Below are 20,944 nucleotides of genomic sequence, written 5' to 3' on the forward strand. Positions count from 1 at the left end.
TTCCGGGGGACAATCCGGGACCGGGGCGGGCGCGTCAAGGCAGCAACACGGCAGCGGATTTTAGGGGTGATCCGCGGGTGATCTACGGGTGATCTGCGTCGGACGTCGAAACCTTAAGCCTTCGTTAACCGATCCGGGGCAGGGTCGGCGCATGCTGCGATTTCTTCTACCGCTCCTCCTTCTCGTGTCGGCCTGCAATTCGGCCCATCCCCTGGACGGGTTGAACCGGTCGGGCACCGCCAGCGCGGGGGGGCATGATTTCCGCGTGAACTGGAACCTGGAGACGGCGCAGGCCACGCGCACCAATCCGACCTGGCGGCCCGGTCTGGCGGAGGTCGTGCTGGCCGCGATCCAGGCCACCGAGACGGTGACGGGGTGCAAGGTCAAACCGGCGACGGCGGTGGGGGACATCGCGCTGATCAACATGTCGCTGGATTGCCGCGTGGAATGACGCGGGCCAGACCGGCGCCATGCCAAACCGCAGCGCGAGCGTTGTCGAGGCGATGATTTCGCGGTAGGGGAGGCATGTCAGAACGCCGGGTTCACGGCGCTGGCATCCTGAAAGTTTCAACAGATGAGTGTTTCGGTTCTTGCCGCCTGGGAACAGCGGCTGAAGTGGATTGCGTTCGCGCTGGGCATCGCGAGCACGATTTGCATCGTCCAGGGCTGGCATCTGGCGTCGATGGTGCTGGGCCTGCCATTCTGCCTGATCTGGGTGGCCTGCGGCTGGCTGCGCACGGAGCCGCAGCTGAAATATGTGAACATCCTGTTCTCGGCGCTCTATGTTTACGGCATCGCCCGGTACATGGTCCAGCAGGGGTGAGCCCGCAGTTCGGTCGGGGAAGGCGCGTGACAAGGCGGGCTCGGTGCCTGTAGGTCTGGTGCCATGAAACACGTACCCAAGAAGACCACCGACGATGATCTGATCCAGGCGTTCCTGAAGAAGGGCGGCGAGGTGAAGAAAGGCAAGACGAAGCCGCCCAAGCCCGAGTTGGGGCTGAGCAACAACCAGTGGAACAATCCGCTGACCCGCGACGAGAAGGCGGCGCGCGACAAGAAGGACTAGGTAGCGGTCCTGTCTCGCTTCGATACTGCTATGGGCCTAAGCCGCTTCGATGGATTGGAAATCGTTCCAATCGCCTTTGGAAAGCCAGTCGGCAATCACAGATTTGGACGTCTCGGCATCGGCAGACATGAAGGCGACTTCCATCGTTCCCATGCCGGAACTCGCTCCATCAACGAAGCCTTGACCCGTCAGTGCAAGAAACTCATCGAGACTGTCTACCAGTTCGTTTCGCTTCTGAAATTCCGCATCGTCGGCAAAGTCTCCGGCGACCGGGAAAACGATCTCCATGAAAGTCATACCTTCTTCGTCCACCTCGGAAAAACCGTCACCCGTCATCGCCTGAACGAATAGTGCGATCTTCTCACGCTCGGTGGCCGGCACTTGCTTGCGGTCAGCCATCTTTCCGCACAGGCCGGAGTCGATGTGGATGTTTCCATTCTCGAAGCCGTAGACCCAGATGAATTGAAGGCCCTCAGGCGAACGGCGGTAAAGACGAAGCGTCCGGTCCATGAAATTCGTCATCTCGAGCTCCTTCGTTTGTTTGATCCGATGTGGTTCGTCTAACGGCGGATATTGACCCCAATATGGTAGGGGGGGGTGGAGTAGCGTCATTTGAATGGCATCAGGTCCGCCCGAACCGCTCCACCAACCCGCGGATCGAGTTGGAACGCGGCGTCCAGAGGCCCCGGTCGATGGCTTCCTGCAACCGGTCGGCGATGTCGGCCAGCGCGGGGGCGTTGGCGTTTTCGATGAAGTCGCGGGTGTCGTCGTCCTCCAGCACGGCCTGCGCCACGAGGTCGAAGTGGTGGTCGCGCACGGCCCCGGTCGTGGCGGCGAAGGCGAAGAGGTAGTCGACCGTCGCCGCGATCTCGAACGCGCCCTTGTAGCCGTGGCGTTTGACGCCCGCGATCCATTTTGGGTTCACCACGCGGGAGCGGACAACGCGGCCGATTTCGTCCTCCAGGGTGCGGATGACGGGGCGTTCGGGGCGCGAATGGTCGTTGTGGTAAACGGGGCGTTTCTTGTCCTGGAGCATTTCGACGGCGGCGGCGGCCCCGCCTTCGAATTGGTAATAGTCGTCGGAATCGAGGATGTCGTGTTCGCGGTTGTCCTGGTTCTGGACGATGGCCTCGACCTGAGTGAGGCGCTGGCGCAGGCCGTCGTGGTCGGCGGTTCCTTCGCCCGAACCGTAGGCGTAGCCGCCCCATTCGACGTAAGCCTTGCCCAGATCGGCGGTGTCGGCCCAGAGTTTCTCGTCGATCATGGCTTGCAGGCCGGCACCGTAGGCCCCGGGTTTGGAGCCATAGACGCGGGAGGGCGATTGTCCGGCGCGGAACCTTGCAGCGGCCGGATTGTCCGCTTCGGGTTCATCAAGCTTTTGAACGGCGCGGGCGGCGGCGTCGACCAATGCCATCTGCTGCGGGAAGGCGTCGCGGAAGAAGCCCGACACACGCAGGGTGATGTCGACGCGGGGGCGGCCTAGGGCGGTCGCGGGGATGATCTCGAACCCGACGACGCGGCGGTTGGCGGCGTCCCACCGGGGTTTGACGCCCATGAGCGCCAGCGCCTGCGCGATGTCGTCGCCGCCGGTGCGCATGTTGGCCGTGCCCCACGCGGTGACCAGCATGGCGCGCGGCCAGTCGCCGTGGTCCTGCAGGTGGCGGTCGAGCAGGAGGGAGGCGGATTTCCAGCCGAGTTTCCACGCGGTCGGTGTCGGCACCGCGCGGCTGTCGACGGAGTAGAAATTGCGGCCCGTGGGCAGGACGTCGGGCCGCCCGCGGGTCGGCGCGCCGGAGGGGGCGGGGGGCACGAACCGACCGGCGAGGCCCGTGAGAAGGCCGTCGATTTCGGCGGGACCACAGGCGCGGAGGGTCGCGCGGAGGGTGCGCGCCTCGGCCAGGACGGCGGTTGTGGCGGGGCCGGGGGAGGGGGTGTCGGCGCGCAGAAGGCGGGCCGAGTAGTCTTCGATGCGCTCGACAGTGTCGCCCATCGTGCGCCAAGGGTCATCGCCGGTCAGGACGTCGGGGCGCGGGCCTTGCCACGCTTCGGCCATGTCGCAGTCGAGCGGGTCGAAGGGCAGGGCAAGGTCGGCGGCGATGGCGCGGGGCAGGGAAGCATCGTCGCCGCGCGGGAGACGCAGGAGGGCTTGGAGCAGATCGTCCTGAAGGCGGCCCTCGGGGGATTGGCCGAAGATGTGCAGACCGTCGCGGATCTGCGCCTCCTTGAGGTCGCAGAGGTAGGCGTCGAGCTTGGCCAGGTCGCCCTCGTCGCCCGCGAATCCTGCGTCGATATCGAGGCCCGTGACGGCGGCCAGCGAGAGGATTTCGGTGCGCAGCAGGTCGATGCGGCGGGGATCGACGCCGGCGGCTTCGTAGTATTCGTCGACCAGCGCCTCCAGGTCGCGCATCGGGCCGTAGGATTCCGCGCGGGTCAGCGGCGGGGTCAGGTGATCGACGATGACGGCCTGCGCCCGGCGCTTGGCCTGCGTGCCCTCGCCGGGGTCGTTGACGATGAACGGGTAGAGGTGAGGCAGGGGGCCGAGCGCGATTTCAGGCCAGTCGGTGTCGCCCAAGGCGACGGCGCGCCCCGGCAGCCATTCGAGATTGCCGTGTTTGCCCATGTGGACGATGGCGTCCGATTGCGCGCGCAGCCAGGCGTAGAACGCGAGGTAGTTGTGAGGCGGAACCAGGTCGGGGGAATGGTAGCTGTCGGTGGGATCGACGTTATAGCCGCGTGCCGGTTGGAGCGCGATGTGGACGTTGCCGAAGCGGTGGATCGACAGGGCGAAGTGATCGTCGGCGAGGAAGGGATCGGCGTCGGGCAGACCCCAGCGGTCTTCGATCTGTTGGCGGGCGGCCAGGGGGAGGGTGGCATAGAAATCGCGGTAGTCGGCCAGGGAAAGGCGTTCGCCGCCTTGGCGGTCGGCGCGATCGGTCAGCCAATTGGTCGGGCCGGCCATGATCTGCGCCATGAGGGCCGCGCTGTCGGGCGGGGGGGCCGTGTCGTAGCCTTCGCGGGCCAGTTCGCGCATGACGTGAAGGGTCGCGGCGGGCGTGTCGAGGCCGACGCCGTTGGCCAATCGCCCGTCGCGGTTGGGGTAGTTGGCGAGGACGAGCGCGACGCGGCGGTCGGCGGGCGCGGTGCGGCGCAGGGCGCACCAATTGGCCATCAGGTCGGCGACGAAGGCGATGCGGTCGCCGGCGGCCTTCCACGTCGCGATCGGGCATTCGGTGGCGTCGTCGAAGAAGGCTTCGCCCTTGAAGCCGATGGCGCGGGTCAGGACGCGACCGTCGAGTTCGGGCAGGCTGACGTTCATGGCGATGTCGCGCGCCGACAGGCCGGTCAGGCCATCTTCCCAAGCCGTCTCCGTCCCGCCCGACAGGACGGCCTGGAAGACGGGGGCGGCGTTGGCGAAGGTCGCGGAAAGGGGGTTCTGCGCCGGGTCGCCGACGGCGAAGGACGTCAGATTGACGATTGCGTCGGGCGGCGTGTCGGTGAACAGCGATTGCAGGGTCGCCTGGCTGACCGGATCCTTGAGCGAGGCGACGAAGACCGGCAGCGGGTTCAGCCCCTTGCGCACAAGCGCCTTCACCAGCCGGTTGACCGGGTTGAGACCCGCGCCCTGCAACAGCGCGCGGTAGAACACGACCGGGACGGTGGGGGCCCCGTCGGTCCAGCCCGCGCGCAGGTCGGTCATCGACGTGTCGGATTGACCGGGCCAGTAGAGGCCCGCGCGCAGCAGGGGACGGGCTGGGGCGGGGCGGTCGGTGCCGTCGATCATCGCGCGGGCATGGGCCAGGAAGGTCGTGGCGTTTTGCGGCCCGCCTTCGACCAGACAGGACCACAGCGCGTCGTAATCCGTGTCCGAGACGGTCGACAGGTCGCGCAATTCGGCGTCGGGTTTGTCGTCACCGGGGAGGGCGGCGAAGGGCACGCCGGATTCAAACAGGCGGGCGGCATATTGCTCCAACCCGTAGGTCCAGTAACCGCGCCCGCCAAGGATGCGGGCGACGACGAGTTTGGATTTCGTCGCGCAGGCGTCGAGGTGCAGATCGACGGACATCGGGTGGCGCAGATGCATCAGCGAGGCAAGGCGCAAGGACGGGGCCGCGTCCATCGCGGCGCGGGCCTGCGACAGGGCGGCGAGTTCGGTATCGGCGGCGGTGATGACCACCAGATCGGCGGGCGTCTGACCCAGGTCGACGGGTTCGCCATCGTCGATGGCGCCGGGCTGTGCGGCAAGCAGATGCATGGGCGGTCTCCTGTCGCGTCGGGGTTTGCGGGACCGGGGCTTTGGGTGCAAGAGGGGGCAAATTCAGGAGCGATGCCGTGACCCAGATGACCGATGTTTCGATGAGCGATGAAGTGGCGACGGCCCTGGCGCAGGGGCGCGCCGTGGTCGCGCTGGAATCGACGATCATCAGCCATGGAATGCCCTGGCCGCGCAACGCCGACGTCGCGATGCAGGTCGAACAGGCGGTGCGCGACCAGGGTGCCGTGCCCGCGACGATCGCGGTGATCGAAGGGCAGCTGTGCGCCGGTCTGACCCCCGATCAGGTGGAGCGGCTGGCCAAGGATACTGGCGTGGTGAAGGCCGCGTCGCGCGATCTGGGGGCCTGCATCGTCAAGGGGCTGACGGCCGGGACGACGGTATCGGCCACGATGCGGATCGCCGCATTGGCCGGGATCGGGGTGTTCGCGACGGGCGGCATCGGCGGGGTGCACCGGGGCGACGGGATGGATGTGTCGGCGGATCTGACGGAGCTGGCCTGCACGGATGTTCTGGTGGTCTGCGCTGGGGTGAAGTCGATCCTGGACATTCCGCGCACCATCGAGGCGTTGGAGACGTTGCGGGTGCCCGTCGCCGTGTACGGCGCGGATGAATTCCCCGCGTTCTATACCGCCCAGTCCGGCGTGACAGCCGGGGAGCGGTTCGACGACGCGCGCGACATCGCCGCCGTCTGGGCGGCGAACCGGGCGGTGGGACTGGGCACGGGGATGCTGGTCGCCAACCCGATTCCGGCGGAGCACGCGCTGGATGCGCGCGAAATCGGCGCGACGATCGACGCGGCGCTGGCGGCGGCGGACGCGCAGGGCGTGTCGGGCAAGGATGTCACGCCGTTCCTGCTGGGCCGGTTGAACGCGGTCACAGAGGGCAAGGCGCTGGGGGCGAATATCGAGCTGGTGCTGAACAACGCGCGTCTTGCGGGGCGGATCGCTGTGGCGGCGGTGGGCTAGGGCAGGCGTTCGAAGAACAGGCTGAACGGGGCGTCTTCGTAGTCGCCGAAAGGGCCGCGTTCGGTGAAGCCGTGGCGACGGTAGAGGCGGTGCGCGGCGTCGAGGCCGGTGCCGGTTTCAAGGCGCAGGATCGGGGCGCCTTCGCGGGCGGCAAGCGCGATGAGGTGGCGCAGGATCGCGTCGCCGACGCCAAGGCCGCGGGCGTTAGGATCGGTGAACATGCTTTTTACCTCGGCGTAGCCGTCGCGCAGCGCGATGGCCCCGGTGCCCAGCGTCGAATCGCCGTCGGTGGCTGCGACGAAGCGGATATCGGGCGCGGCAAGGGCGACGGTGTCGAGGACGTGGTTCGCCTCGGCCGGGAAGAGGCGGCCCATCAGCGCGTGGCTTTGCGCCAGCAGCGCGGCGGGGCCCGGCGACGCGGGGTCGGCGGGCCCGATTTTCACTGAAGCGCGGCGGTGATGGCGGCCCGGTCGAGCCCGGCCTGACCGATCACGACCAGGCGCGCGCCGCGTGTGTCGGTGCCCAGGGGCCGGTCGAAGTAGTGATCGACGCGGGGGCCGACGGCCTGCACCGTCAGGCGCATGGGCTTACCTGCGACGCTGGCGAAACCCTTGAGGCGCAGAATGTCGTGGCTGCGGATGACGTCCGACACCTTGGTCGCGAATTGCGCCGGATCGGTGACTTCGGGGGCATCGACGATGAAACTCTCGAAGGCGTCGTGGCCGTGTTCGTGTTCGTGGTGATGGTCGTCGTGGCCGTCGTCGTGATCATCGTCGTCATGGTGGTGATGGACCTCGTGGCGGGCGGAGATGTCGTCTTCCGCGCCTTGACCCCGGCCCAGCAGGACGTCGACCGGGAGGGCCCCTTGCGTGGCCGAGATGACCTGCACGCCGTCGCGAGATTCGCCCTTGAGGCGGGCTACGAGGGCGGCGGTGCCGTCGCCCAGCAGGTCGGCCTTGTTCACCACGATCATGTCGGCGCAGGCGACCTGATCGGCGTAGAGGTCCGACAGCGGCGTTTCGTGGTCGAGGCCGTCGTCGGCGGCCCGCTGCGCGTCGACGGCCGCGACGTTCGACGCGAAGGTCCCTGCGGCGACGGCGGGTCCATCGAGGACGGTGACGACGCCGTCGACGGTCACCTTGGTCTTCAGACCGGGCCAGTTGAAGGCGCGGACGAGGGGCTGGGGCAGGGCCAGGCCGGAGGTTTCGATGACGATATGGTCAGGGGGTGTTTCGCGCGCCAGCAGCGCCTCCATCGTGGGGATGAAGTCGTCGGCGACGGTGCAGCAGATGCAGCCGTTCGACAGCTCCACCACGTCGTCGTCGGAGCAATTTTCGATGCCGCAGCCCTTGAGGATGCCGCCGTCGACGCCCAGATCCCCGAATTCGTTGATGATGAGGGCAATGCGGCGCCCATCGGCGTTTTGCAGCAAATGCCGGATGAGGGTGGTTTTGCCAGCCCCGAGGAAGCCGGTGACGATAGTGGCGGGGATCTTGGCCATGGGGCGCTCCGAAAAGAAAAGGGCCGCCGCGGGGTGTCGCGGCGGCCCGTGTGGCATGGGTCGATCAGCCGACGAGGGCGGCGACGATCGGGCCTTCGAGGATTTCGAGGCTGAGGAAGATGCCGACGCCGGCGACCATGGCCCCGGCAAGGCGGGCGTTGATCGACGCCGCACCGGGGGCCGACAGGACGCGGCGCATCAGCAGGCCCGCACCGATGGCGATGGCGTATTGGATCGCCGCGAGGCCGATGAGATAGCCCGCGAGGACCGAACCGCCGAGCGCGCCTTCCTGCCCCGTCAGGGCACCGCCGAAGGCCGAGCCGTGGAACAGACCGAAGCCCGCGAAGAGCGCGGTGGCAACGGTGGGCGAAAGCGCGCGACCGGACGCGACGAGCGCGCCCAGCGTGACGAGGGACGCGACGATGGCGACTTCGGCCAGCGGCAGTGCGACGCCCGCAGCCATCAACGCGCAGCCCGCCAGCATGGCGGCGATATACGCGAGCGGCCCCTTGAGGGCTTGACCGGAATAGGCGGCGGCGATGCCCATCAGGGCCACGAAGAACAGGTGGTCGAAGCCGAGGACCGGGTGGCCGACGCCCGACAGAAGCCCCTGGGAAAAGGAGGTCATCGGTAGGCCGCCCAGCGGGTGGTGCGCCAGGGCGGGTGTGGCGGCGAGCGCGGCGGTCGCGGCGATCAGGAAGCGTTTCATCTGTGGTCCCCTTCAAGGTCCTGTCTGAAGGGGTCGTGGCGGGAATACGGGCGTGTTCGGCCCAGCATCGCCCGTTCACGGAACACCCCGTCCGTTGTCATCGGTCCGCCGGTTGGCGGTGCAGGGCTGGTCTCCTGGCTTGCGGGTCGTGGCTTGGTGCCGCCTTCCCGGGATGTGGTCCCAGTGGCCTGTGGCACCGCGCTCACCGCTTACAGTCGCGGGGGCGGCTGCGGCATCGGGGTCCTGATTGGATCCCCCTCACCGCATTCCCATTTCATCCCCGTATGTGCGTTTAGCCGGGGAACCTTGCCCGTCTTTGATGCGCCCGGACGTCGCAGCGGTCAAGCGCGATTGCGCCGTGTTGGCGCGGGGGAACGACGTCTGCGGGGGTAATGCCGCAAACGTCGCGGCGGTGACGGTCGGGCGTGAGACGGACGATATGTTGTGGATAAAGCGCCTGTCTCCGCGAGATGATGCGTGTTGCCCTTGACCTGTGCGTCGGCGCGGCGACACTGCCCAGATGCGGTTCTCTCGCCTACGCCTGCAAGGGTTCAAATCCTTCGTGGACCCGACCGACCTTGTCATTGCCGACGGGCTGACGGGGGTCGTGGGGCCGAACGGCTGCGGCAAGTCCAACCTGTTGGAGGCGTTGCGCTGGGTCATGGGCGAAAACCGCCCCACCGCGATGCGCGGCGGGGGGATGGAGGATGTGATCTTTGCCGGGGCCGCATCGCGCCCGGCGCGCAACTTCGCCGAAGTCACGCTGGCGTTGGATAATTCGGAACGCACGGCCCCGGCGGCGTTCAACGACGCCGATGCGCTGGACGTCGTGCGACGCATCACGCGGGATGCGGGTTCCGCCTATAAGCTGAACGGGACGGACGTGCGGGCGCGGGATGTGCAGATGCTGTTCGCGGATGCATCGACCGGCGCGCATTCCCCGGCGCTGGTCCGGCAGGGTCAGATTTCGGAGCTGATCAACGCCAAGCCACAGAAACGACGTCGGATTCTGGAAGAAGCGGCGGGCATCTCGGGGCTGTATCAACGACGGCACGAGGCGGAGCTGAAGCTGAACGCGACGGTCGCGAACCTGACGCGGGTCGACGACGTGGTCGAGCAATTGGCCACGCAGCTTGCCACGTTGGCCCGGCAGGCGCGGCAGGCCGCGCGGTACCGCGAGATCGGGACGAAACTGCGCCATGCGGAAGGATTGCTGCTGTACCGGCGGTGGCGCGAAGCGGAGGAGGCGCGGGCCGCCGCCGAAGCGACGTTGCGCGCGCGTTTTACCGATGCCGCGACGGCGGAGCGTCTGGCCGTCGCGGCTGAAACAGCACGGGCCGCAGCCGAGGCGGCGATGCCCCCCCTGCGCGAGGAGGAGGCGGTCGCGGGTGCGGTGCTGCAGCGGCTGAATGTGCAGCGCGACACCCTGACCGAACGCGAGACGCAGGCCCGCGAGGCGATTCGCCGACTGGAGGCGCGGTTGGCGCAACTGGCGACCGACGCGGCGCGGGAAGGCACGCTGAACACGGACGCCGGGGAGACGATCGCTCGTTTGGCGGCCGAAGAAATGGACCTGACGGAGGCTGATGCCGGGCAAGACGCCGCGCTGGCCGAAGCGCAGGCAGCGGCGGTCGAGGCCGGTGCCGTCCTTGCCACGCGGGAGGAGGAGTTGTCGACGCTGACCGAAGATCTGGCCCGGTTGTCGGCGCGCCACCAGTCGGTCACCCGGATGGCGCAGGACGCCGATGCGCGGCTGATCAAGATCGAAGACCAGGCCGCCGCGGCGCGCGATCAGGCAAAGGCGGCGCAGGTCACACTGGGCGAGGTGGACGGGCAGGCGGCGGAGGCCTTGGCCGCACAGACCCTTGCGCAGGATGCGGCAACGGCGGCGGAGGCGGGGATGGTCGCGGCCGAGGCGGCGCGCGAAGCCGCCCAGGATGACGAGGGCAGGGCGCGCACCGAGCGGGCCGAGGCCGAGGGCGTGGCGAACACCCTTGGGGCGGAGGCGACGGCGCTGGCCAAGCTGCTGGCGCGCGATTCTGCGGAAGGGGAGCCGCTGCTGGACCGGGTCACGGTCGCGCCGGGGTTCGAAGCGGCGCTGGGCGCGGCTTACGGCGACGATCTGCGTGCGTCCGAAGTGGGCGTGTCGGAGACGGAGGAGACCGGTTGGGCGCAGATGCCGCCCTATGACCGGGTGCCGCCGTTGCCCGACGGGATCGACCCGATCGGGCCGTTCGTCGAAGCCCCGGACGTCATGGGCCGGCGCCTGTCGCAGATCGGGCTGGTAGACGCGGAGCAGGCCGCACAGATGCAGCCGCGCCTGCAACCGGGTCAGGTGCTGGTGTCGACCGAGGGCGATTTGTGGCGGTGGGACGGGTACCGGGTGTCGGCGGATGCCGCGCCGTCGTCCGCGGCGCTGCGCCTGCAACAGGTGAACCGGCTGGCATCGCTGCGTCAGGATCTGGAGGAGGCGACGAGCCGGGCCGACGGCACGCGCGCCGCGCACGAGGCGCTGGTCCTGACCCTGACCCGGCGCAAGACGGCCGAGGCGGATGCGCGGGAGGCGCGGCGCGCGGCCGACCGCGCGCTGACCGAGGCGGGGCGCCGGCTGGCACAGGCCGAGGGGGCCAAGGGCACGGCGGCGTCCCGGCTTGAATCGGCGCAGATGGCCGTCGCGCGCTACGAGAGCGAGATGCTGGAGGCGCGGGAGGCGCAGCGCGAGGCCGAGGCGGCGCGTCGCGCGCTGGCCCCGCTGGAGGCGGCGCGTGCGGCGTTGGAGACGATCCGCACGACGGTGGAAGCGGCCCGCATGGCGATGATGGCGCGCCGCGCGCAGGCCGACGAGGTCAAGCGCGACGCGGAGGCGCGGGGGCGGCGGATGGGTCAGGTCGTCAAGGACCTGGCATCTTGGCGCGCGCGGCTGGACAGCGCCGACAGGCGGCTGGCGGAATTGACCGAACAGCGCGGCGCGGCGCAGGCGGAGCTGGACGCGGCAAGGGTGGTGCCCGCGGACCTTGCCGCGCAGCGCGACGCATTGGCCGGAGAGATCGACCGGGCGCAGACGCGGCGGGCGGCCGCATCGGACGCCTTGGCAACCGCAGAGACGACGCTGCGCGAGACCACGCAGGCCACGCGCGACGCGGAGCGGACGGCCGGCGAGGCGCGGGAGGCGCGGGCGCGGGCCGAGGCACGGATGGACGCGGCGCGCGAAACGCTCGCCTATGCCGAAGGGCGCATCGAGGAGGCGCTGGATTGCACGCCGGCAGCCCTGTTGGAGGTTCTGGACGTCGACCCCGAAAGCCTGCCTGCGGCGGAAGCGATCGAGGGACAGGTCAATGCGCTCAAGCGGCAACGCGACGCACTGGGGGCGGTCAATCTGCGCGCCGAGGAAGACGCGGCGGAGGTGGCGGCGGAGCACGATCTGCTGGTGTCCGAAAAGGCCGATCTGGATCAGGCCGTGGCGGAATTGCGCGCCGGAATCGCCACCCTGAACAAGGAGGGGCGTCAGCGTCTGCTGGATGCGTTCGATACGGTAAACGCGAACTTCGGCACGCTGTTCAAGCATTTGTTCCAGGGCGGCGAGGCGCAGCTGGAGCTGGTGGAATCGGACGATCCGCTGGAAGCGGGGCTGGAGATCATGTGCCAGCCGCCGGGCAAGAAGCTTTCGACGCTTAGCCTGTTGTCGGGGGGGGAGCAGACCTTGACGGCGCTGGCGCTGATCTTTGCGGTGTTTTTGGCCAATCCGGCGCCGATCTGCGTGCTGGACGAAGTGGATGCGCCGCTGGACGATGCCAACGTAACGCGGTTCTGCGACATGCTGGACGAGATGACGCGGCGCACGGATACGCGGTTTTTGATCATCACGCACCACGCGGTGACCATGGCGCGGATGGACCGGTTGTTCGGGGTGACGATGGTGGAGCAGGGGGTCAGCCAGTTGGTGTCGGTGGATCTGAAGCGGGCCGAGGCGCTGGTCGCGTGATGCCGCCGACCCCGCGGCGGTTGACGCAAACCGGGCTGCTGGGCCACGCTGGCCCGACATCAGAAGGAACCGCGTGATGAAGATGCTGTCGATCGCCGCCGTCGCGGTCTGTGCCGCCCGGATATCGTTTGCCCAGGATTTCGTTGCGGCGTCCGACCCCGAAGGCGTGATGCGTGCGATGCAGCAGGAAGGCTATCTCGCCACGATGGGGACCGATGACCTGGGCGATCCGAAAATCAGCTCCAAGGTTTCGGAGTCGAACTTTTCGGTGTTCTTCTATGGCTGCAACAACGCGACCGATTGCACGTCGATCCAGTTCTCCTCGGGGTATGACCTCGATATTCCGATGAATGCCAAGCGCATCAACGACTGGAACCGCGAAAACCGGTTTGGCCGGGCTTTCGTCGACGATGAGGGCGACCCGTTCATCCGCATGGACATCGTATTGGCCGAGGCGGGCAACAGCACCGGCAGCTTTTCCTATAATCTGGATTTCTGGCGACTGCTGATCGAGGATTTCGAGGATTTCATCGACTGGTGAATGCGGGTTGGGTCCGGGGCCAGAACCGGATAGCTGCTGTCAGATGAAATTGAACATAACCTCCCGCCTGTCGTATGTCCTGGAACGGCCTACCGATCTGTTGTTGCAGGTCGAATTGGCGCGAATCGCAGGTCAGACCGTCCTGAGCGATGCCCTGTCGACGACGCCGGTGCGCGACTTTGCCCGCATTCCGGCCGAAGGAGCGCTGGGCACCCGCGCCTGGATGGAGGCGGAGGGGCAGCTGGATGTCACCTACGAAGCGCAGGTGGAGGTGACGCGGCCCGACATCGACCTGACCGCCCTGGGGACGACATCCGTCAGATACCTGGGGGCGGAAGCGACTTCGTATCTGATGCCGTCGCGGTACGTGCCGTCGGACGAGTTCGAGGCGCTGGTGACGGATGAATACAGTGGCCTGTCGGGCGGGGCGCTGATCGTGGCGGTCAGCGATTGGATCAGGGAGAGTTTCGTCTATGACGGCGAGGCCAGCACCAACACCACCACGGCGCGCGACAGCTACTTCGCGCGGCGCGGGGTTTGCCGGGATTATGCCCATGTGCTGATTGCGTTCGCGCGGGCGTCGGGCATCCCCGCGCGGATCGCGTCGGTCTATGCGCCCGATGTCGATCCGCCCGATTTCCATGCGGTGGCCGAAGTCTGGCTGGAAGGCGCGTGGCATTTGGTGGATGCGACCGGGATGGCCAAGCCGTCGCAGATGGCCGTGATCGGCGCGGGGCGCGACGCGGCGGAGGTGTCGTTCTTGTCGTCCTTCGGCTTTGCCGAATTCCTGCACCAATCGGTCGACGTCAGCCGCGCCTGAGAAGCACCTGATGCTCAGAACGTGAAAAAGTCGAACAGGGCGCGCGCGGCGGGTTGCAACAGCGCGGCACCACCCGCCAAGATCAGCGCGCCCGCCCAAGTCCGCCACAGGATTGCGCAGGCCCCGTCGATGTCGTCCGGTCCCGCATCCTTGCGCCCCGTCGGGTTCACCCACGGAAATTCGGTCGGCGTCCCGTCGTAGCTGCGCGGTCCGGCCAGCGACAAATCCAGCAACGGCGCGATCGCCGCTTCGGGCCAGCCGGCGTTCGGGGACCGGTGCTGGGCCGCGTCGTTCGGGACCCGGTGCCAATGCCGCAAGGCGAAATGCGACGCCAGCATGACGACCGCGGTCAGGCGGGCGGGGATCCAGTTGAGACCGTCGTCCAGACGGGCGGCGGCCCAGCCGAAATCGGCGTATCGTTCAGTGCGATAGCCGATCATGCTGTCGGCGGTATTGACCAGTTTGTAGGCCAGCATCGCGGGCAGGCCGCCGATGGCGAACCAGAAGGCGGGGGCAATGACGCCGTCCGACAGGTTTTCGGCCGCGCTTTCCACGGCGGCGCGCGCGACCTGCGCTTGGGTCATGTCGGCGGTGTCGCGGCCCACGATCATGGCGACGCTGGCGCGACCTTCCGCGAGGGAGCGGCGCAGAGCATCCGCCACGGCGCGCACGTGATCCACCAGACTGCGCTGCGCCAACAGGATCGCCGCGCCCAGGATTTCGAGGAGGCCGAAATCGGGCACCAGCGCGATCAGCCAGCCAATCGCCAGCGCGGCGCACACCAGAACCGCAACGACCGCGATGCCGCGCGCCCGCCGGTGCGTGCCGGTGTTGAATCGTACGTCGAGGGCGGCGATCGCTTCGCCCATCACGACGGCGGGGTGTTTGACGCGCGACCAGAGCCAATCCGGCTCGCCCAGAGCGGCGTCGAGGATCATGGCGATGATCAGCATCATGTCAGCGCCTCCTCCAACTGCGTCCAACGGTCGGGATGTGGCAGACCCAGGCGGAGCCAGCGGGTCGAATACGGAAAGATGCGCGACCAGATGCGGGCGCGGGCCAGCCGGTCCTGGAACGTGGCGGCATCGTCCACATCGTAGAGCCGAAACAGGGTCGTGCCGCCCACGACATGCCCGTGCGGGGCCATCAGCGCATCCAGGCGCTTCGCATCTGCGGCAAGGCGCGTGCGGGCGGCGTCGGCCCAACCCGGATCCGACAGGGCGGCGGCACCGATCCGAAGGGCGGGGCCGGAGACGGGCCAGGGACCGATGGCGTCGCGCAGCGGCGCGATCATATCGGGGTGGCCGATGGCGAACCCCAGACGAAGGCCGGCCAGACCCCAGAACTTGCCGATACCGCGCAGGACGATGGTGCCGGGCGACGTCGCGCGATCAGTGAACGGGCGATAGCCGCCGACGTCGAAGAAGCTCTCGTCGATGACGTTGAACTGCGTCTCGTCGAAATGGCTGTGCCCGTCGCGCCCATCGGGGTTGTTGGGATGGACGACGACCTGCGTTGCAGCCGGGCCGTTCGTGACCACCTGAAACCCGGCCTGCGAAAAGGCGGCGGCGTGTTCGTTGTAAGTCGGGCCGGCGATGCGGACGGGTCCGTGCGGGGCCAGCACCGGCACGCGTGCGATCAGGGCGGACGTGCCGGGCGCGGCCAGGAGTGCGGCCCCGTCGGGCACATCCCAGAACGTGCGCGCGGCGCCCAGCAGGCGGTCCATCGCGCCGGTGTCGGGCAGGGCGGTCCAGTCCGACAGGGGGATTTCGGGCAACGGATAGGCGACGGGGTTGATACCGGTCGACAGGTCGAGCCAGTCCTCCGGCGGCCCACCCCACCGGGCGCGCGCGGCATCGAGGCCGCCGCCGTGGTCGCGATCCGGCATCGGGTCAGTCGGTAAGCGGTGGATGACGGGTCACGAAATGTCCCTTGATCGGCAGGGGCCATTCACGGAACGGCACCACGCCGGTGTCCGCGGCGGCATGTTTTGCGGCGTAATCGACGATGCCCTGCGCCGCCTCGGCCGTCGGATCGAATCGCCCCAGGGTGTAGTTCATCTTGCCCGCGCCCTGCACCGTGACGTTGCAGGCGTTGGTGCACCCCATCAGGCACGAATGCCGACGCGTCGCGACGCCGGGGGTGTCATGGGCCGCCGCTTCGATCAGCGCGGCCAAGGTCTCTCCGTCGGTCGCGCCAGATGTCGCATCCCAACCGTCGTGCTTGCAGGTGTCGCATATCGTGATCGTGGTGGTCATCGGCTCTCCGGGGAAGATCGGGGTGGCGGTTGCCCACCGATAGACCGGGGTCCGGCGGGGGGCAATCGGCACGAAGTCGCGCGTCATTCGACACAAAAGCGCCTTTAACACTTCGTTAGGTTTTGTGGTGCAAGTTTTGCCCCGGGAAGGGGTTCCTGCGGTGTTACCGCGAAAGGCAATCGATATGATTCGTCCTGGACCAATTGTTCTGGCCGTCGGCAAATGCTTTGTCAGCGAAGCCGAATATGACGCGGCGCGCGCCGCCCTGTCGGCCGAGCGGATGACCCTGATGCGGGCCGCCGATCAACATGGTGCCGCCCTTTGCATCTGCGAAGCGGACCCGGCGGTCGTGGTGATCGACCTGTCGCTGCGCGAGGGCAGCCCCCTCGCGGTCGCTGATTTCTGCAATTACCGCCGACCGCAGACGCCGGTGATCCTGCTGGGGGCTGGCAAGCTGATGGCAGACGGGTCGTTGTTCGGCCATGTCGGCAATGCGGCGGCGCTCATCTCGCACCAGACGCCCCGGCGCGATCTGCTGGCGCTGATCGCCTTCCACGCGGGACATCGAATGACCCTGGCCTGATCGCGGCGCGTCAGCCGCGACCGTGCGGTGCCATCCAGTCGATGACCGGGTTGATGGGGATGATCCGATGCGGATTTATCGTCTCGTGACTGTAGTGATAGTGGCGCACGATATGCTCCATGCCCACCGTGTCGGCGATGCCGGGCATCTGAAACAGCTCCCGCGTGTGACCCCAGAGGTTGGGATAATCGATCAGCCGCTTGCGGTTGCATTTGAAATGCAGGTGATAGACCGGATCGAAGCGGACCATCGTGGTGAACAGCCGCCAGTCGGCTTCGGTCAGGATGTCACCGGCAAGGTAGCGGCGTTGGCCCAGCAGATCCTCCAGCCAGTCCATCGCGTCGAACAGGGTCGTCACCGCCTCGTCGTAGGCCGCCTGGCTTGTGGCGAAGCCCGATTTATAGACGCCGTTGTTCACGTCCGAATAGACGCGGTCGTTGATGCGGTCGATTTCCGCACGCAACGGTTCGGGATAGAAATCCTGCGTGTCGCCCGTCAGCCCATCGAAGGCGGAGTTGAACATCCGTATGATCTCGGAGGATTCGTTCGACACGATCGTGCCCTGCGCCTTGTCCCATAGCACTGGCACCGTCACCCGACCGGACACGTCGGGTTTGGCACGGGTGTAGATGTCGCGCATGAAGGGCAGGCCGAACAGGCGGTCGCCCGTGGCCCCGTGATCGTCGGTCTGAAACGTCCAGCCATCGCTGAGCATGTCGGGGTGGACGACGGACACGCCGATCAGATCTTCCAACCCTTTCAGTTTGCGAAAGATTAGCGCGCGGTGCGCCCAGGGGCAGGCGAGCGAGACATACAGGTGGTAGCGGTCCGCCTGCGCCGCGAAGCCCGCATCGCCCGATGGTCCGGCGCGTCCGTCCGGGGTGACCCAATTGCGGAAACCGGCCGTCGAGCGGACGAATTTGCCGCCCGAGGACTTCGTGTCATACCATGTGTCGTGCCATGTGCCGTCGACCAGCTGTCCCATGAAGTCTCCCGGTGTCTGCAAATGTCACAGGAAAGGTAGACGGTTGCCGACGTGGGTAAAGCGACGGCGGCGCGCAGGTGCTGCGCGGTGATGCGGGGTCAGTCGAAGGTGCCCGCGACCCGCGCGCACACCATGAACGCGCGCGCCGTTCGGGTGTCGGCGAAGGCCATGATCTCCCGATCGGTGGCGATGTCGGCAAAGCGGGGAAACACCTGATCGAAGGTGCGCAGGAAGTGGTGGACGGCGTCGCGGAACACCGTATCGTCCTTCATCCGCCCCGACGTCAGCGCAAGGGAGGAGCGGTCCTTGATCCCGCCCAGTGCCGCAACCTCCGCGCCGTGGGTGCCGTCGGCGAAGGCCCGCCACAGGACGGGATCGGCCCGGTGCACAGTCAGATCGTCCATATAGATGCCGTCCTGCGCCAGAAGCGTCAGCAGGTCCTGCGACGCGGTGACCAGGCGGGCGGTCTCATGGTGGCGCAGGGCGCGGCGCAGAACCTCGAACCCCTCCAGGTCGCGGTCATTGTCGGGGAAATTGAGCGCGCGCACGAAATCTTCGGGCGGGACCGGTTCGGCAAGCGGTTCCGTCCCGAGCGCCAGCGTGGTCTGCCGGGGCGGCGGCGCGGCCGGGCGGGCGGGGGCCGTCAGGACGGGCGCGGGTTCGGCCGGCCTTTGCAGGGCGGCAAGCTCCGCCGCCAGAACGGCATGGGCCGTGTCGAGTTGGGCGAGCCGCGTATCCAGATCGCGGCTGAGCGCTTCGCGCAACTCTTTCTGATGCGCCGCGTTGCTGTCGCGCATCGTGTCCATGGAAGTGCGCAGGCGGGCGCTTTCCTCGCGCATGGTCTGCGCCGTGCGCGCCGCCGACACCGCCACCCACACAAGGGCGACGGGCAGAAAAACGGCCAGGATCGTCGTCATCACAGACAGTGGGGTGGCCGGGGTGATCCGATCGGGGTCGCCCTGCAACGTCAGGAAAAACCACCCCACCAGTCCCAGCCAGGCCAGCGTGAAGACGAGGGCCGCGATCTCGATCGGGGAGGGGCCGACCGGGCGGCGCGTCGCGGTCGGGGCGTCCGACCCGCCCGGTCGCAACGTCAGACGTCGCCGGCGCAGCGGATTTTCAAGGTCGGGTGCGGAAGACGCGCGCGGTTCCGTCCGGATATCGGAGGGGGCGGTCGCGGACACGGGCTTACTTGTATTCGACTTTGGCGACTTCGTAGTCGCGGGTTCCGCCGGGCGTGCGCACCTCGACCGAGTCGCCGTCCTCCTTGCCGATAAGAGCGCGGGCGAGGGGGGATTTGATGTTGAGCAGGCCGTTTTCGATGTCGGCCTCCTGCTCACCCACGATCTGGTAGACCTTTTCCTGCTCGGTTTCCTCGTCGATGAGGGTCACCGTCGCGCCGAACTTGATGGAGCCGGACATCTTGGCGGGGTCGATGACCTCGGCCAGCGAAATCAGCCCCTCCAATTCCTTCACGCGGCCTTCGATGAAGGACTGCTTTTCGCGGGCGGAGTGATATTCGGCATTCTCCGAAAGGTCGCCATGCTCACGCGCTTCGGCGATGGCGCGGATGATGGCCGGCCGCTCCACCGATTTGAGTTGCTTCAACTCGGTCTGCAGGGCGCTGAGGCCCCGCGGCGTCATGGGAAATTTTTCCATGAGGGTTCTCCTGCCGGGCGGTTCATGCGCCCGATGTTCTGGTTGCGCGAGAGACTATCACCGGCGCGCCAAGGCGCAATGCCCCCGCCACGCGTTTCGCGAGCGGGGGCGAAAGTATTGCAGGCCTGTGTCGGATCGGACCGGTCAGGCCGCGATCGGCACCTCGCCGGCGACCATGCCACGGTGCAGGACCCGGTCACCGACGACGGCCGAATGATCCGCCTTGTGCAGGGTGCAGCGGTTGTCCCAGATCACGATGTCGCCGTCCGCCCAGACGTGCCGCCATTCGTACGCAGGGTCGATCGAATGGGCATAGAGCGCTTCGATCAGCGCCGCCTGTCGGGTGCCGTCGACGAGTTCGAGATCGACGCAGCGTTCGGGCGTCGACAGGAACAAGGCGGTGCGGCCCGACACCGGATGCCGCCGGAACAGGGGATGCCAGGTCTGCGTCGGGTCCGACACGCCGGTCGCCTTGTGCAACACGCGCGCGCCGCGCAGGCGCAGCTTGAGATCGGGGGACAGACGTTCGAAGGCATCGAACTGGTTGGTAAACACCGTCTCCCCGCCCGAAGCCGGGATCATCTCCGCCTTGAGCGCGGTGAAGGCGGGCGGGTTGGAGACATAGCTGGTGTCGGTGTGAAAGACGCTGCGTGGCGGGGTCTTGCGGCCCACGTTGGTGACAAAATTCAACTTGGGCTGCCCGCCCAGCGCCGGCTCCCCTTCGGTGAAGGTCAGCGGCCCCATCGCTTCGAGAAAGGTGACGAAGTCGTCGTCGCTGACACCTGCTCCTTCGATCACGACGACGCCGTGGTCCGCCAAAGCCGCGAGCGCCGCCGTCGCATCAAGGGCGCAGCGCGCGGCCTGCCAGGTCATCGGGCGTCCGCCGTCGCGGGGTAGAGCGTGTCGCCCAGGTTCGTGCCCGCCACCCGAACGCCGCCGAAGTCGTGGTCGGCAGTGTTTTCGTTCGGCCATGCGATGCAGGCCATGCCCGCATCAAGTGCCGCCCGGACGCCGCCCACATTGTCCTCGACCACGGTACAATCGGCACGCGATACGGCCAATCGCTCGGCCGCAAGGTGGTAAACTTCCGAGGCCGGTTTGCCGTGGGTGACGTCGTCGCTGCTGGTGATGATGTCGAAGGTCTCGGGTACGATGTCGAGCGCGGCCAGCACGCTGTCGACGTTTGCGCGGCTGGTGGTTGTGACAAAGCCAAGCTTCGTGCCGTCGGCCCGGGCGCGTTCGATCGCGTCCATCACGCCCGGGCGCGGGTCGGCGCGGCCCTGGTTTAGCATTTCTTGGAACATGGCGGATTTGGTCGCGTGAATGGCGGCGGCATCGACGGAGATGCCCTCTGCCGCGGCCTGCGTCTCGATCCGATCCTGACCACCCGAGGCGCGCAGCATGTCGCGGTAATCGTCCCGGTCCCAGGACCAATCGAGGCCGTGGCGCAGGAAGGCCGCGTTGAACGCCTCGCGCTGGAGTTCGGACGTGTCGGACAGGGTCCCGATGGACCCGAGCAACAGGGCTTTCATGGCATGATCTCGCATTGCAGGTTGCCTTGCCGTAAAATTGGCGCGGCCGGGTGAGCGTCGTTCAATCATC

The 20,944-nt window shown here is 67.6% G+C and carries 21 protein-coding genes and 1 riboswitch; of the genes, 8 read left to right on the forward strand and 13 right to left on the reverse strand.

Annotation, left to right across the window (positions count from 1 at the left end):
- Positions 1–151 precede the first annotated feature (151 nt).
- The 3 genes from JDO7802_RS09315 to JDO7802_RS09325 all read left to right on the forward strand — a co-directional run bounded on the left by JDO7802_RS09315 (position 152) and on the right by JDO7802_RS09325 (position 1,066).
- Positions 152–451: a hypothetical protein gene (locus JDO7802_RS09315; RefSeq protein ID WP_055084939.1), complete on the forward strand. Its 300-nt coding sequence runs from the start codon at positions 152–154 to the stop codon at positions 449–451.
- 123 nt (positions 452–574) lie between these two features.
- Positions 575–823, forward strand: a complete 249-nt coding sequence (locus JDO7802_RS09320) for a hypothetical protein (protein WP_055084941.1) — start codon at positions 575–577, stop codon at positions 821–823.
- A 63-nt stretch (positions 824–886) separates the two neighbouring features.
- A complete protein-coding gene (locus JDO7802_RS09325; protein ID WP_055084943.1) occupies positions 887–1,066 on the forward strand; it encodes a hypothetical protein in 180 nt (59 codons plus the stop codon).
- Between the two features lie 36 nt (positions 1,067–1,102).
- On the opposite strand, the gene JDO7802_RS09330 is transcribed toward JDO7802_RS09325, so the two are convergent.
- The gene (locus JDO7802_RS09330) at positions 1,103–1,588 is read right to left on the reverse strand and encodes a hypothetical protein (protein ID WP_055084945.1); all 486 of its coding nucleotides are present in this window, start codon (positions 1,586–1,588) and stop codon (positions 1,103–1,105) included.
- A 100-nt stretch (positions 1,589–1,688) separates the two neighbouring features.
- Positions 1,689–5,318, reverse strand: a complete 3,630-nt coding sequence (gene cobN, locus JDO7802_RS09335; protein WP_055084947.1) for a cobaltochelatase subunit CobN — start codon at positions 5,316–5,318, stop codon at positions 1,689–1,691.
- An 86-nt stretch (positions 5,319–5,404) separates the two neighbouring features.
- Here cobN and JDO7802_RS09340 point away from each other — a divergent pair, with 86 nt between their 5' ends.
- Complete coding sequence (locus tag JDO7802_RS09340; RefSeq protein WP_055087181.1) at positions 5,405–6,304, forward strand: pseudouridine-5'-phosphate glycosidase; 900 nt, start codon at positions 5,405–5,407, stop codon at positions 6,302–6,304.
- Here the strand turns inward: JDO7802_RS09340 and JDO7802_RS09345 are convergent.
- The 3 genes from JDO7802_RS09345 to JDO7802_RS09355 all read right to left on the reverse strand — a co-directional run bounded on the left by JDO7802_RS09345 (position 6,301) and on the right by JDO7802_RS09355 (position 8,514).
- Complete coding sequence (locus tag JDO7802_RS09345) at positions 6,301–6,747, reverse strand: GNAT family N-acetyltransferase (protein WP_055084949.1); 447 nt, start codon at positions 6,745–6,747, stop codon at positions 6,301–6,303. The genes JDO7802_RS09340 and JDO7802_RS09345 overlap by 4 nt on opposite strands.
- A complete protein-coding gene (gene cobW, locus JDO7802_RS09350) occupies positions 6,744–7,805 on the reverse strand; it encodes a cobalamin biosynthesis protein CobW (RefSeq protein WP_055084951.1) in 1,062 nt (353 codons plus the stop codon). Before cobW ends, JDO7802_RS09345 begins: the two co-directional genes overlap by 4 nt.
- A gap of 64 nt (positions 7,806–7,869) precedes the next feature.
- On the reverse strand, positions 7,870–8,514 hold the full coding sequence (locus tag JDO7802_RS09355; RefSeq protein WP_055084953.1) for a HupE/UreJ family protein: 645 nt from the start codon (positions 8,512–8,514) through the stop codon (positions 7,870–7,872).
- A gap of 107 nt (positions 8,515–8,621) precedes the next feature.
- A riboswitch (cobalamin riboswitch) is annotated at positions 8,622–8,838 on the reverse strand.
- Between the two features lie 196 nt (positions 8,839–9,034).
- On the opposite strand from JDO7802_RS09355, the gene smc reads away from it, so the two are divergent.
- The 3 genes from smc to JDO7802_RS09370 all read left to right on the forward strand — a co-directional run bounded on the left by smc (position 9,035) and on the right by JDO7802_RS09370 (position 13,857).
- Complete coding sequence (gene smc / locus JDO7802_RS09360) at positions 9,035–12,496, forward strand: chromosome segregation protein SMC (protein ID WP_055084955.1); 3,462 nt, start codon at positions 9,035–9,037, stop codon at positions 12,494–12,496.
- Positions 12,497–12,572: 76 nt separating this feature from the next.
- The gene (locus JDO7802_RS09365; protein WP_055084957.1) at positions 12,573–13,037 is read left to right on the forward strand and encodes a YbjN domain-containing protein; all 465 of its coding nucleotides are present in this window, start codon (positions 12,573–12,575) and stop codon (positions 13,035–13,037) included.
- 43 nt (positions 13,038–13,080) lie between these two features.
- Positions 13,081–13,857, forward strand: a complete 777-nt coding sequence (locus JDO7802_RS09370) for a transglutaminase-like domain-containing protein (protein ID WP_055084959.1) — start codon at positions 13,081–13,083, stop codon at positions 13,855–13,857.
- A 14-nt stretch (positions 13,858–13,871) separates the two neighbouring features.
- On the opposite strand, the gene cbiB is transcribed toward JDO7802_RS09370, so the two are convergent.
- Genes cbiB through JDO7802_RS09385 form a run of 3 tightly spaced genes read right to left on the reverse strand, consistent with a single transcriptional unit; the run spans position 13,872 to position 16,115 of the window.
- Entirely contained in the window at positions 13,872–14,813 is a 942-nt protein-coding gene (cbiB, locus tag JDO7802_RS09375; protein ID WP_055084961.1) for an adenosylcobinamide-phosphate synthase CbiB, read from the reverse strand.
- A complete protein-coding gene (locus tag JDO7802_RS09380; protein WP_055084963.1) occupies positions 14,810–15,745 on the reverse strand; it encodes a threonine-phosphate decarboxylase in 936 nt (311 codons plus the stop codon). The genes cbiB and JDO7802_RS09380 overlap by 4 nt, the downstream gene beginning before the upstream one ends.
- Positions 15,746–15,749: 4 nt before the next feature.
- Positions 15,750–16,115 carry a DUF1636 family protein gene (locus tag JDO7802_RS09385; RefSeq protein WP_055087182.1) on the reverse strand — a complete coding sequence of 122 codons (366 nt, stop codon included), beginning with the start codon at positions 16,113–16,115 and terminating at the stop codon, positions 15,750–15,752.
- Between the two features lie 184 nt (positions 16,116–16,299).
- Between JDO7802_RS09385 and JDO7802_RS09390 the strand changes: the two genes are divergently transcribed.
- A complete protein-coding gene (locus tag JDO7802_RS09390; protein ID WP_055084965.1) occupies positions 16,300–16,698 on the forward strand; it encodes a hypothetical protein in 399 nt (132 codons plus the stop codon).
- Between the two features lie 10 nt (positions 16,699–16,708).
- Here the strand turns inward: JDO7802_RS09390 and JDO7802_RS09395 are convergent, their stop codons facing one another.
- The 5 genes from JDO7802_RS09395 to JDO7802_RS09415 form a co-directional block, all read right to left on the reverse strand.
- Positions 16,709–17,683, reverse strand: a complete 975-nt coding sequence (locus tag JDO7802_RS09395; protein ID WP_055084967.1) for a glutathione S-transferase family protein — start codon at positions 17,681–17,683, stop codon at positions 16,709–16,711.
- A gap of 98 nt (positions 17,684–17,781) precedes the next feature.
- A complete protein-coding gene (locus JDO7802_RS09400) occupies positions 17,782–18,867 on the reverse strand; it encodes a hypothetical protein (RefSeq protein WP_245624161.1) in 1,086 nt (361 codons plus the stop codon).
- Positions 18,868–18,871: 4 nt separating this feature from the next.
- The gene (greA, locus tag JDO7802_RS09405; RefSeq protein ID WP_055084969.1) at positions 18,872–19,342 is read right to left on the reverse strand and encodes a transcription elongation factor GreA; all 471 of its coding nucleotides are present in this window, start codon (positions 19,340–19,342) and stop codon (positions 18,872–18,874) included.
- A gap of 144 nt (positions 19,343–19,486) precedes the next feature.
- The gene (locus tag JDO7802_RS09410; RefSeq protein WP_055084971.1) at positions 19,487–20,215 is read right to left on the reverse strand and encodes a TauD/TfdA dioxygenase family protein; all 729 of its coding nucleotides are present in this window, start codon (positions 20,213–20,215) and stop codon (positions 19,487–19,489) included.
- Positions 20,212–20,874 (reverse strand): HAD family hydrolase, encoded by a 663-nt coding sequence (locus JDO7802_RS09415; RefSeq protein WP_083481226.1) that lies wholly within the window; start codon positions 20,872–20,874, stop codon positions 20,212–20,214. Before JDO7802_RS09415 ends, JDO7802_RS09410 begins: the two co-directional genes overlap by 4 nt.
- Positions 20,875–20,944: the final 70 nt, after the last annotated feature.

The sequence above is a fragment of the Jannaschia donghaensis genome (assembly GCF_001403795.1).
Classification (GTDB): Bacteria; Pseudomonadota; Alphaproteobacteria; order Rhodobacterales; family Rhodobacteraceae; genus Jannaschia; species Jannaschia donghaensis.

What these genes read in the sequence shown, in the direction of transcription:
- JDO7802_RS09365 (WP_055084957.1), top strand. Translation starts at nt 12,573, where the DNA reads ATGAAGATGCTGTCGATCGCCGCCGTCGCGGTCTGTGCCGCCCGGATA.
- cobN (WP_055084947.1), bottom strand. Translation starts at nt 5,318, where the DNA reads ATGCATCTGCTTGCCGCACAGCCCGGCGCCATCGACGATGGCGAACCC.
- JDO7802_RS09415 (WP_083481226.1), bottom strand. Translation starts at nt 20,874, where the DNA reads ATGAAAGCCCTGTTGCTCGGGTCCATCGGGACCCTGTCCGACACGTCC.
- smc (WP_055084955.1), top strand. Translation starts at nt 9,035, where the DNA reads ATGCGGTTCTCTCGCCTACGCCTGCAAGGGTTCAAATCCTTCGTGGAC.
- cobW (WP_055084951.1), bottom strand. Translation starts at nt 7,805, where the DNA reads ATGGCCAAGATCCCCGCCACTATCGTCACCGGCTTCCTCGGGGCTGGC.
- JDO7802_RS09390 (WP_055084965.1), top strand. Translation starts at nt 16,300, where the DNA reads ATGATTCGTCCTGGACCAATTGTTCTGGCCGTCGGCAAATGCTTTGTC.
- JDO7802_RS09355 (WP_055084953.1), bottom strand. Translation starts at nt 8,514, where the DNA reads ATGAAACGCTTCCTGATCGCCGCGACCGCCGCGCTCGCCGCCACACCC.
- JDO7802_RS09370 (WP_055084959.1), top strand. Translation starts at nt 13,081, where the DNA reads ATGAAATTGAACATAACCTCCCGCCTGTCGTATGTCCTGGAACGGCCT.
- JDO7802_RS09320 (WP_055084941.1), top strand. Translation starts at nt 575, where the DNA reads ATGAGTGTTTCGGTTCTTGCCGCCTGGGAACAGCGGCTGAAGTGGATT.
- JDO7802_RS09380 (WP_055084963.1), bottom strand. Translation starts at nt 15,745, where the DNA reads ATGCCGGATCGCGACCACGGCGGCGGCCTCGATGCCGCGCGCGCCCGG.
- JDO7802_RS09325 (WP_055084943.1), top strand. Translation starts at nt 887, where the DNA reads ATGAAACACGTACCCAAGAAGACCACCGACGATGATCTGATCCAGGCG.
- JDO7802_RS09410 (WP_055084971.1), bottom strand. Translation starts at nt 20,215, where the DNA reads ATGACCTGGCAGGCCGCGCGCTGCGCCCTTGATGCGACGGCGGCGCTC.
- JDO7802_RS09340 (WP_055087181.1), top strand. Translation starts at nt 5,405, where the DNA reads ATGACCGATGTTTCGATGAGCGATGAAGTGGCGACGGCCCTGGCGCAG.
- cbiB (WP_055084961.1), bottom strand. Translation starts at nt 14,813, where the DNA reads ATGATGCTGATCATCGCCATGATCCTCGACGCCGCTCTGGGCGAGCCG.
- JDO7802_RS09330 (WP_055084945.1), bottom strand. Translation starts at nt 1,588, where the DNA reads ATGACGAATTTCATGGACCGGACGCTTCGTCTTTACCGCCGTTCGCCT.
- JDO7802_RS09315 (WP_055084939.1), top strand. Translation starts at nt 152, where the DNA reads ATGCTGCGATTTCTTCTACCGCTCCTCCTTCTCGTGTCGGCCTGCAAT.
- greA (WP_055084969.1), bottom strand. Translation starts at nt 19,342, where the DNA reads ATGGAAAAATTTCCCATGACGCCGCGGGGCCTCAGCGCCCTGCAGACC.
- JDO7802_RS09395 (WP_055084967.1), bottom strand. Translation starts at nt 17,683, where the DNA reads ATGGGACAGCTGGTCGACGGCACATGGCACGACACATGGTATGACACG.
- JDO7802_RS09385 (WP_055087182.1), bottom strand. Translation starts at nt 16,115, where the DNA reads ATGACCACCACGATCACGATATGCGACACCTGCAAGCACGACGGTTGG.